We start from the raw sequence: 9869 nt of genomic DNA, 5'->3' as shown, positions 1-9869 counted from the left end.
ATGAGATTCAAAGTAAAAAAATAAATGAATTAGCTAAAAGATATGTTGAAAGAATTTTATCGTCTTGAACCTTTACTTGATTTTCATTTTCTAACGATTTATTTTCAACCATATGAACCCCTCTTTTTTGATTATAATATTATATGTAGCCAAGATCTTCAAGTATTTTCTTTATCACAATAACTATAATAAATAAAAATATTAAAAATATAATTTTTATGAATTCATATATATAAGACATGATTTTTTTGAAATAATTAAATATATTACTTTTCATAATAATCTCCTAATGACCCTCCCCCGATTTGTAGGACACCGAGTTAAGATATATAATATAATCAGGAGGTGCCCGAAATGGGAGAACGAAGAACTTATACAGAAGAATTCAAAAGAGATGCTGTTAAACACAGTATAAATTCTGATAAAAATTGTAGAGAAATAGCTGAAGATCTTGGAATTAACTATAATAATTTAATCCGCTGGCGTAAAAAATTTAGAGATAATGGTGAACTTGCTTTTCCGGGAAAAGGAAAGCAAAAGCTCACCCAGGAACAACAAAAAATTAAAGACCTAGAAAATGAACTTAAGGAAGCTAAACTTGAGCGTGATATATTAAAAAAAGCAGTGGCCATCTTTTCGAAAAAACCGAAGTAATCTACGGTTTTATCCGGGACCACAGTGATAAATTTCCTGTGACAAAGATGTGCCAGGTATTAGAAGTCTCCCGGTCAGGATATTATGACTGGCTCAATAGAGAGCCTTCTCAAAGACAGCTTGAAAACAAAAAATTAAAAGATAAAATAGCTGAAATATACTGGCAGCATAGCGGTCGCTATGGCAGTCCGAGAATACACCGTCAATTAATAAAAGAAGGATATAATTGCAATATAAAACGAGTAGCAAGATTAATGCGTGTAATGGGACTGAAAGCGGTACAGAAGCGTAAATTTAAAAAGACAACTGATTCAAACCACAATCTGCCGTTACAGGAAAACTTACTTAATAGAGAATTTGATGTAATTCAACCAAATAAAGTCTGGGTATCAGACATCACATATATTCCAACAGATGAAGGCTGGCTATATTTAGCCACTGTAATAGACCTTTATTCACGTAAGGTAGTTGGATGGTCAATGAATAAAAAAATGACCAGGCAGCTAGTTATAAATGCTTTAGATATGGCAACTAAAAACAGAAAACCAGAAAAAGGATTAATCTTTCATTCAGATAGAGGTAGCCAGTATGCAAGCCATGATTTCCAAAAAGAATTATGGAAAAATGGAATGCGATCATCTATGAGTCGTAAGGGAGACTGCTGGGATAATGCAGTAGCAGAAAGCTTTTTCTCCACCTTAAAAACTGAATTAATATACAGAAAAAAGTACAAAAATAGAAATCAAGCGAGACAGGATATTTTCCAATATATTGCAATTTATTACAATAGAATCAGGATGCATTCAACTTTAAATTATAAAAGTCCGGAAGATTACGAAAACGAGAGAAAAACGTCTAAACTATGTGTCTAATTTAATGGGGGAAGCTCATAACTCATAGGACTAATAATAAGTTTTTATAAAGTTTATTGAAGAGTACATTTTATAAAAATTAAAATTAAATTTATTTTCTGTCTTAAATTGCAATAATAATTTGAACCAAAATATTTAATATGATTTTATCAGTTCTTTAAATTTTTCTGTATTATTTGACCTTTGAGCTATATTCAAGACATCTTGAGCTTCATAATTGATACCATTTTCTAATAATAATTTAACAATATCAATATCATTATCTGATAAAAAATAATATAAAGCATTTAGACCTCTTGAATCTAGATGATTTATTTTAATACCCTTTTCTATTAATAATTTAGCCATTTCATAACTTTGAGCATTCATTAGCAGGTTTTCTTCACTTGAAGTAAAACTTTTATCTACATCTGCACCATTATCTAAAAGATATTCAACAACTTTAAGCTGGTCATATTTAACAGATTTAAGTAATATATTCTGATATTCATATGGATAATCATTACTAGGTGACAACGGGTTTTTTACTAAATGCTTTAACATTGCTAAAGAAATATCTATATAATCATATCTTAAAGAGGTAAAAAGAATCGGTTCTGCATCATTATCATAATAAATTTCAACATCAATATTTGCGTCATTGGCAATTAACTTTTCAACCATTTTCAAGTTATTACCCAAAACGGCAGAAACCAAAGGTTTCCAATTCCAATCATCCACAAATCTATTATTGGTAGGATAATAATTATTAACATCATACCCTTCACTAATAAGCGCATCAACTTTTTCCATATCATTTCTTATCACTGAATATAATAATGGATATTCACTTTTATTTTGAAGTATACCTAACATATTCAATAAATTATCATAATGATCTCCTACTGCATCAAGATTAATATCAAAAATTGTTTTACCATCACTATTTGCAGCATTAATATCTGCCCCGTTTTTAATTAAGGTACGAATTACTTTTTCTCTTCCTATATTTCCACCAAAAATAGACATTGTATTACCTGATCCCTCTTTGATAGGCCCCTTAACAGAAAAAATTAGAGCAGTATTATCTGAATAATCCCGTTGATTAATATCCGCTTTATTTTCTAATAATAAACGAGTAGTTTCATAATTAGCATATATAGATGTATACATTAAGGCAGTTTTACCATCAAAATCTGCAGAATTGATATTTGCTCCTGAATCTATTAAAAATTTTACTATTCTATAATTATCTTCTTCAAAAGGATTCATCTCCGAAGCATAGATTAATGCATTTTTACCATTTTCATCATTAATAGCATTAATATCAATATTGGTTGTATCAATTAATACTTTAGCAGATTTTAGACTATTTTCTTTTGCTGCCTCCATTAAACTATTGGTACCATCTATTGTTTTTTGTGTAATATTTGCCCCATTTTCTATTAAGCTATTAACAACCTTTGGAAAATCAAAGATGACAGCATAATGCAAAGCATAGAAGCCTTCTTCTGGGTTAGAACTATCAGGATTGTATGAATTAACATCTGCACCATAATCTATTAATAGTTCTGCAATCTCAGGATTATTATTTATTAATGAATGAATTAACGGAGTATAATAATATCCTGCTTCATCAATTGAATTTACATCTGCACCATTTTCTATTAATAATTTTGCAATTTCATAAGAACCACTTTTAGAAGCATGAATTAATGGAGTCATCCCCATATTTTTATAGTTCACATCAGCTCCTTGATTAATCATAGCTTCTGCTTTTCTTAATTGCCCCTCTTTAGAAGCTTCAATTAGTTCAATATTAATGTTTGCAAAAACAACACCATTAGTAAATAATAAAAGTAAAATTATTGTTAGAATAAAGATAGTAATTTTTTTCATTATTTTTCATCTCCCTGTATTGTATTATTTGTCGAAAAATGTAGAATTATATAGAAAAAATGTAATAAGTTTCTATTAATATTATTATGGATAGATTTTGTAATTCCTTTATTTATTTGTAATGTGAAGTCAAAAAAAGAAGCTATCAAATTAATGACAGCCTCTTAAATAAATACTCATCTAATTCTGATATAATCTCTACCTGAGATTATCAAATTATCTTTGATTTTAATTCTAAATCTCTTAGCTTCCTCTACCAGAAATTCATTGAATTCATAATCATCACTGCTTACTTTCAATCCAGCAGCTTTATTATAACCTAATATAATAGAATGAGCCTCTAATCTTAAAGCCTTATAAAATAAATCATCAGTACCAATCTTTTGAAAAGCATCAACTCCCCTCATTAGTTCTACTACACCAATTAATCTGTCATCCCTATCTAAAGCAATCATCCCTACAACTTCTTCCTGAAAATCCATCTTAAGTACATCAACAAATATCTCTACAGCATCTTCCGGTTTCCTAATATAATTATTTAATCTGTCGTTATCCTTCTTTTCATCATCAAATTCAATACTATCAATTTTTAGCATCTATGCAGCTCCTCTCTATATGTGATTTTCTTCCTTCATACTGCTGTAATTACCCTCATTGCCGACTATAATATGATCTACTACATTGACCCCCAGTATCTTACCTGACTTAATCAGCTTCTTAGTAATATTAATATCATCACTGCTCGCGTCTATATTTCCACTCGGATGATTATGGCCTAATACTATACCGGCTGCATTTTGTAAGATTGCTCTTTTAAATACTTCTCTGGGTGTAACAAGACTTGAATTTAAGGTGCCAGTTGAAACTTCAAATAATCCAGTCACCTTATTTCTCACATCTATAGTCGCCATCACAAAAACTTCTTCTGATCTTTTATCTAATTCAGCGACTTCAATAAATAAGTTCCTTGCTGCTATAGGATTATTGATGGTCTTGTCAATATCATATCGCCCACCACTTTCTTTAACCACTCTCAGTGAAAACTTCTGTATATTGACCATTATTATCTACTCCTTTGTGTTTGGTTTTCAATCTTTTTAGTCGAATCAATTTTTGTTCCTCCAGTAATTCCAATTCATCCATCGGCTCTGCATAAGGTCCCAAAGCTCTTTCAACCCTCCATTGATCACTGGGTACTCCGTTAACTGGCATTTCTATCACCTCATTCACTTTAACAAACTTCTATTTCTCCAGCATCAATAACCAAATCCAGTTCACTGTCAGTATCAACTGCTCCCGGAACCACCTCTATATCACTTAAGCTCTCAAAAGTTTCATTAGCATATTTATCAATCAGTAGTTCCAATAATCTATTCTGATCTCTTTGCAGTAATTCAACAGCTTCTTCATCTGCTGCTTCAACTATTAATTCACCACTGTGAAATTCTCTCCAGCTGCATATAACTTTGTATTTAGGCATCTATCATCATCCTTTCTCTTCCCCTATTTGTTAGGCCATCTTTTTAAATGTATTCAATATATTTTTAAGCTGTTTAAACTGACCATCACTTAAATCATCTATTGAGATGTGCTTATCTTTATCTAGACCTTCTTTTTCTTTTACTTCTTTCAGGTAGGTAAATAAGTCTTTTCTCAAATCTTTATTGTCACCCACTATCTTTTTAATCTCTTTTTCTCTCTCAGATAGTTCAGCTTCTATTTCTATCGGTTCATTTTCATTATCTTGAGATTCCTTCTTTTTCTTGGAATACGGCCGTCTCGGATTTTCTTTATCCTTCTCATTTAAACGCTGCACATCCATTTCTTCAGCAGTTACCAGTCCGGAAACAGTAAAAGCTCTCTTTAACGCCATTGATTCAGCTACCTTCAATATCATAGCTGATGGATATTGACTCCAGACCCTGGTGCCGGCAAAATATTCCTGAAAAGGAGCAAAGACATAGACTGGATATTCTCTATCTTTTCTGTAGACCAAAGCATAAGCTCCAATAATATCTCCACGATTAGTGCCGTATTCATGATCTATACCCTGGGCTTTTCTTCTGAATTTATCATTTTCTCTAACCACATCTGACACCAGGCCGTTGTATTCCTCATGTCTGTCAGCTATTTTTAGATACCCATCTCTGGAGGTCATGATTGTTGGTTTACCTTTGATCTTCCAGAAAAATATCTCTTTATTAAATGGATCCAGACCATAGGTTTTGGCAATATGCAGAAACATTCTTAGTTCATCAGTATTAGCATCACTGGCAACTGTTCTTTTTATAGTCTCAACTTCTTTTTTAGTAAAGCTGATCAGTTCCTTATTCCTGCTTTCAATATCTACAACTTTATTTTGAGCACCCAATTAAATAACCTCCTTCAGCTTTTTATCGTTTTCTTTGTTCTTAATTAGATAATCATCACAGTAATTAATAATCTCGGAAGCTAAATTATCTATTCGTTTTAAGCTCTGCTTTAAATCATAGGATTCCTTATATAATGCTAAGTACTTATCTGATTTAATATCTACACCATAGTGATCCATTACCACAAAAGCAGCAGCTTCAGCTTCCATTTCTTTAACCTCTTTACTCAGTTCAGATACATTATCCTGATGGAGCAGTTCATGTCCTAATTCATGGACTAATACTCCGGCTTTTTCAGTCTGATTGAGTATTTTATTGAGTACAATTTCTCCTCCTCTGGAATAGCCTTTGAGAGCTTCTGGCAGCATTTTTAGAGTCAGGATTATATCCTTTAATTCAGTATATTGAGCCAGTGGCTTGTATAACCTGCTGTAATCATCAGCAACTGATATATCTAGATTAGGCAGTGGGTCACCTTCAGTCTGGCTGACATCAAAGACATTAACCGGCCTAAAATACATTCTCTTAACTTCTTTTTCTACTTCTTTCAGCTTTCCACCAACTTTTTTCTCTGTTTTAACTTTCTTTTTATAGGTGAAGGGAGCTAGAATTGATATAGCTTTTTCACCTTTTTTGACATGACGGTTAAATTTCTTCTGCCACTGCTTGTATCCGGCTATATAACTTGCCTTAGGCTTCTGCATCTGGATTAGAATAGAATTCTGATAGCTGTAGTTATGAAACTTACCTAAAAACTGGAGCATCTTCTTAAACTCATCTGACTCTCTAACTGAATCAATCCTGTTATTCAGCTGCTCTAATAGCTTTTTAGTTTTATTTTTACTCATTTCATTACCTCCTAAAAAAGCCCAGCCGGTTAAGGCTGAGCTTTGAGTATTTTTATTTAAATTTCTTTTGTAATTATTTAACTTAAACATCAGTCTTAACTTTAAACTTCTCACCTCGTTCTATAACTTTGATTCCTTCAATAACCTCACCGGTATCAGCTACTACTGCTTTATCACCTACTACTATAATTTTCTGCTTCAGCTTCCTTTTATCAACTCTCTTTTTAACCTTTATAGCATCTTTCAAGTTCTTCTCTGCAAACTCCAGCAGCTTGCTGTCATCATATTCCCACTTATCCCTCTGCTTTCTAAACTGCAGCTGGCCGAAGGGCAGTTTATGAGTTTTAAGTTCCGGATCATCATCCTTTAAATCCAGAGCGTAATATTTGAGCTTCATCTCTAAATACTCAATGTCATTTTTTAAGCTGCTGTTTTCAGATTCCAGCCAGCTGTTCACTTCATCAACCTCTTTTTGAATAGCTTCAATCTCTGTTTCAGCAAATTCCTCATTTTCATTCTTCTTCTTTTTTAGATGTCTGATTTTTCTCAGCGCCCAGTTAGCTTTTTGGTCATTATCTATTATAAAATAGTCTTCTTCTTTTTCCTGGCTTTCCACCTTTGGTTTTAATTTAATGGCTTCCATAACTGCCTCCTTAATTTTCCGGTTGTTTTGCCTCAACATTATTTAAATCTTCACCACAGTAAGGGCAGATCCAATCGCTTCTGCCGGCACTGTAGCTTTTCCCCTTACACTCCGGACATTCCTTTACATACATCTATTTAAACCCTCCTAAGCTGATTTAGTCTTTAGATAGTTATCCTTAGTCAAACCCTTGAGCATCTCTTTAATCGGCTTCTCACCCTTGTCTAGCACCGGCATAATAACAGCTTTAACCTGATCCTGATTATTTAAGATGAAAATAGGATTTTTATTGTCTTTGGCCTTATATTTCACCCCATAATCAAGTAGAAAATCATAATCCCGGTTAAACATACCAATATCATTGCCGGCCTTATAAATTCTAACCTCATCACCTGAATCATTTTTCTTATAAAAGTCAGTGACTACTGCTTTGTACTTAGCATTACCAATCTGGCTTGTAACTGTTTTAGTGTTCAGCTTATTTTCTGCAAAAACATTACCACCTGCTGAAGAGATGGTTCCCTCAAAGTTAAAGGGTATATCTGCAGTTGACTTGTAGCTGTTAAATTTAGCGAAAAACTTGCCGAATTCAGCCTCATTCAGCTTTACCATAATATAGGTGTCAGTAACGTTATATGATCCATCCTCAAACTTTTCAATTATTACATCATTTCTCTTTCTAACCAGCTTTGCAATTTCTTTACCATCAATCATTTTATCCACTCTCCTTTAAATTTTTTAGACAAATAAAAAGACCTGCCACTTAAGGCAGGCTAATAATCATTAGATGATATTAAATTTTACTTAAAGATGTCCGGTAGTTCCCTCCAGATCGCATCAAAACTGGTGTTATTCTGTCTTGATATCTGTTCTACAGCTCTACTTGCTTCCACTCCTAAAATGATCAGCTTAATGGCTGCTGCAGCTAATGCTGCTAGTGATACTGACATTGTATTCCCCCTTTCTAAGTGCTTATGTTAAAGGCTTAGTTATTCTGATTCACCTATATAATATATAACCGTAATCTGTTCAAATTAATTCTAACGGCAAAAAAATAGCCATCCCCGTTAAGAGGATGGCACAAAGTTTAAAATTAAATAATTGATTGTCAATAAGTTATTCCACCATTGTTTTTTAAATATCTTACTATTTCCGTATTTTTTTCTTCTTCTGCAAACTTCAAAGCTGTATTGCTTTTGAAATCAGTATTATTAATATCAGCTCCTCCATTTATCAATTCTCTTACTATACTAATATACCCATTTTGAGAGGCTAATATTAAAGCCGTTCTTCCTTTGTCATCATAAATTTCTAAATCAGCTTTATTTTTTATTAAAATTTGTACTGTTGATAAATGACCATTTTGGGCCGCACTTAGTATTGCCTCAGATCCATTAAAAGATAATGATACGCCTATATCAAGTAATATATTCACTATTTCTGAATGACCATTTTTGGCTGCACCTTTAATCGCCTGAGAACCATCAAAAGATGAAGATGATACTCCCATATCAATCAACATTTTTACTATTTCGGAATGACCATTTTCTGCTGCAATTATTATAGGAGTTTCCCCGTTTTTATCTCTGTCGTTATAAATATCATTTGCTCTTAAAATCTTTTTTGCCTGACTTAAATTATTATTTTTTAGAGCTTTATTTAAATCTTCTATATTACTATTGACACCAGCATCAATTAATACCTGTTTTATTTCTTCATAACCTGATTCAGACGCCATTTCATATGGTGAATTAGCATTCCAATTAATAACTTTTAGATTAGCACCTTTGTTTATTAAAGTTTTTAATATTCTAGGCCGGTTGTTCTCTATTGCTAAAATTAAGGGCGTCTGTTGTTTATCATTTTCTGATTCAAGATTTGCACCTGCAGATATTAGAGTATTTAATACTTCCAAATGTCCATTACTAACAGCTTCCATTAAAGCATTAACTCCATTAGATTGTCTATGATTAATATTGACGCTATTTTTTATAAAAAGTGTAACAATATCTAGATATCCTTTACTAGCAGCATCTATTAAAGCATTTCTTCCAGATATCACATAATCTTTTTCATTAATAAACTCATATGTATCATTGATATTTGCACCAGATTCAATTAATTCTTTTACTACGTCTGTATAACCATAATCTACCGCTTTATTCAGAGCCGTTCTCCCAAAGTTATTTTTTGCATTTATATCAATACCTGCATTAATAAGTACTTTCATAAAATCAACAAAACCATCTGAAGCAGCATACATTAATAGAGTTTCTCCGTTTTTATCTTTTATATTCACATCAGCACCAGCAGATATTAATATTTTTAAAGTATCTGGATGTGACCCTTGTCTTATTGCTCTAGATAAAGCAGTTGAACCATTTTTATTCGTGAAATTAACTTTAGCTCCATTTTTTATTAGCTCTTCTAAAATATCTGTTTGCCTTTTATAATGTGTAGCCACCATTAAAGGAGTTGTACCCATTTCATCAGTAACATTCAAATCAACCCCTTTATTTATTAAAATTTTAACTATTTCTAAATTATTATATCGAATAGCTCTCTGGAACCAATTCCCACTCCTTTCAAGACCTAGCTAGCG

General features: G+C 32.2%; 13 protein-coding genes. 1 reads left to right on the top strand and 12 read right to left on the bottom strand.

The window, feature by feature from the left end; genetic code table 11:
• Positions 1 to 354: 354 nt before the first annotated feature.
• Positions 355 to 1526, top strand: a protein-coding gene (locus CI949_RS12445) for an IS3 family transposase (protein WP_290766992.1) whose coding sequence is annotated in 2 segments (ribosomal slippage) — positions 355 to 613 and positions 613 to 1526 — 1173 coding nt in all. Because the reading frame shifts where the segments join, the coding sequence is not laid out codon by codon here.
• A gap of 135 nt (positions 1527 to 1661) precedes the next feature.
• Here CI949_RS12445 and CI949_RS12440 read toward each other — a convergent pair.
• From CI949_RS12440 to CI949_RS12385, 12 genes are all read right to left on the bottom strand, one after another.
• The gene (locus CI949_RS12440; protein WP_290766991.1) at positions 1662 to 3404 is read right to left on the bottom strand and encodes an ankyrin repeat domain-containing protein; all 1743 of its coding nucleotides are present in this window, start codon (positions 3402 to 3404) and stop codon (positions 1662 to 1664) included.
• Positions 3405 to 3580: 176 nt separating this feature from the next.
• Positions 3581 to 4000, bottom strand: coding sequence for a JAB domain-containing protein (locus CI949_RS12435; protein ID WP_290766990.1), 420 nt, complete (start codon positions 3998 to 4000; stop codon positions 3581 to 3583).
• 15 nt (positions 4001 to 4015) lie between these two features.
• Positions 4016 to 4465, bottom strand: a complete 450-nt coding sequence (locus CI949_RS12430) for a RadC family protein (protein ID WP_290766989.1) — start codon at positions 4463 to 4465, stop codon at positions 4016 to 4018.
• Positions 4428 to 4616: a hypothetical protein gene (locus CI949_RS12425; RefSeq protein ID WP_290766988.1), complete on the bottom strand. Its 189-nt coding sequence runs from the start codon at positions 4614 to 4616 to the stop codon at positions 4428 to 4430. Before CI949_RS12425 ends, CI949_RS12430 begins: the two co-directional genes overlap by 38 nt.
• Positions 4617 to 4635: 19 nt before the next feature.
• The gene (locus tag CI949_RS12420; protein WP_290766987.1) at positions 4636 to 4884 is read right to left on the bottom strand and encodes a hypothetical protein; all 249 of its coding nucleotides are present in this window, start codon (positions 4882 to 4884) and stop codon (positions 4636 to 4638) included.
• Positions 4885 to 4914: 30 nt separating this feature from the next.
• The gene (gene bet / locus CI949_RS12415; protein WP_290766986.1) at positions 4915 to 5775 is read right to left on the bottom strand and encodes a phage recombination protein Bet; all 861 of its coding nucleotides are present in this window, start codon (positions 5773 to 5775) and stop codon (positions 4915 to 4917) included.
• The gene (locus tag CI949_RS12410; protein WP_290766985.1) at positions 5776 to 6624 is read right to left on the bottom strand and encodes an ArdC-like ssDNA-binding domain-containing protein; all 849 of its coding nucleotides are present in this window, start codon (positions 6622 to 6624) and stop codon (positions 5776 to 5778) included. It lies immediately after the preceding gene.
• Positions 6625 to 6706: 82 nt separating this feature from the next.
• Entirely contained in the window at positions 6707 to 7267 is a 561-nt protein-coding gene (locus tag CI949_RS12405) for a host-nuclease inhibitor Gam family protein (protein ID WP_290766984.1), read from the bottom strand.
• 10 nt (positions 7268 to 7277) lie between these two features.
• Complete coding sequence (locus CI949_RS12400; protein WP_290766983.1) at positions 7278 to 7400, bottom strand: hypothetical protein; 123 nt, start codon at positions 7398 to 7400, stop codon at positions 7278 to 7280.
• Positions 7401 to 7414: 14 nt separating this feature from the next.
• On the bottom strand, positions 7415 to 7981 hold the full coding sequence (locus tag CI949_RS12395) for a hypothetical protein (protein ID WP_290766982.1): 567 nt from the start codon (positions 7979 to 7981) through the stop codon (positions 7415 to 7417).
• 86 nt (positions 7982 to 8067) lie between these two features.
• A complete protein-coding gene (locus tag CI949_RS12390; RefSeq protein WP_290766981.1) occupies positions 8068 to 8217 on the bottom strand; it encodes a hypothetical protein in 150 nt (49 codons plus the stop codon).
• Positions 8218 to 8375: 158 nt separating this feature from the next.
• Positions 8376 to 9824 (bottom strand): ankyrin repeat domain-containing protein, encoded by a 1449-nt coding sequence (locus CI949_RS12385; RefSeq protein WP_290766994.1) that lies wholly within the window; start codon positions 9822 to 9824, stop codon positions 8376 to 8378.
• Positions 9825 to 9869: the final 45 nt, after the last annotated feature.

The sequence above is a fragment of the Halanaerobium sp. genome, from assembly GCF_003070835.1.
Note: the sequence above shows the minus strand (reverse complement) of the source record. Positions and strands in the feature narration are given on the sequence as shown.

What these genes read in the sequence shown, in the direction of transcription:
- CI949_RS12410 (WP_290766985.1), bottom strand. Translation starts at nt 6,624, where the DNA reads ATGAGTAAAAATAAAACTAAAAAGCTATTAGAGCAGCTGAATAACAGG.
- CI949_RS12390 (WP_290766981.1), bottom strand. Translation starts at nt 8,217, where the DNA reads ATGTCAGTATCACTAGCAGCATTAGCTGCAGCAGCCATTAAGCTGATC.
- CI949_RS12430 (WP_290766989.1), bottom strand. Translation starts at nt 4,465, where the DNA reads ATGGTCAATATACAGAAGTTTTCACTGAGAGTGGTTAAAGAAAGTGGT.
- CI949_RS12440 (WP_290766991.1), bottom strand. Translation starts at nt 3,404, where the DNA reads ATGAAAAAAATTACTATCTTTATTCTAACAATAATTTTACTTTTATTA.
- CI949_RS12425 (WP_290766988.1), bottom strand. Translation starts at nt 4,616, where the DNA reads ATGCCAGTTAACGGAGTACCCAGTGATCAATGGAGGGTTGAAAGAGCT.
- CI949_RS12420 (WP_290766987.1), bottom strand. Translation starts at nt 4,884, where the DNA reads ATGCCTAAATACAAAGTTATATGCAGCTGGAGAGAATTTCACAGTGGT.
- CI949_RS12395 (WP_290766982.1), bottom strand. Translation starts at nt 7,981, where the DNA reads ATGATTGATGGTAAAGAAATTGCAAAGCTGGTTAGAAAGAGAAATGAT.
- CI949_RS12400 (WP_290766983.1), bottom strand. Translation starts at nt 7,400, where the DNA reads ATGTATGTAAAGGAATGTCCGGAGTGTAAGGGGAAAAGCTACAGTGCC.
- CI949_RS12405 (WP_290766984.1), bottom strand. Translation starts at nt 7,267, where the DNA reads ATGGAAGCCATTAAATTAAAACCAAAGGTGGAAAGCCAGGAAAAAGAA.
- CI949_RS12435 (WP_290766990.1), bottom strand. Translation starts at nt 4,000, where the DNA reads ATGCTAAAAATTGATAGTATTGAATTTGATGATGAAAAGAAGGATAAC.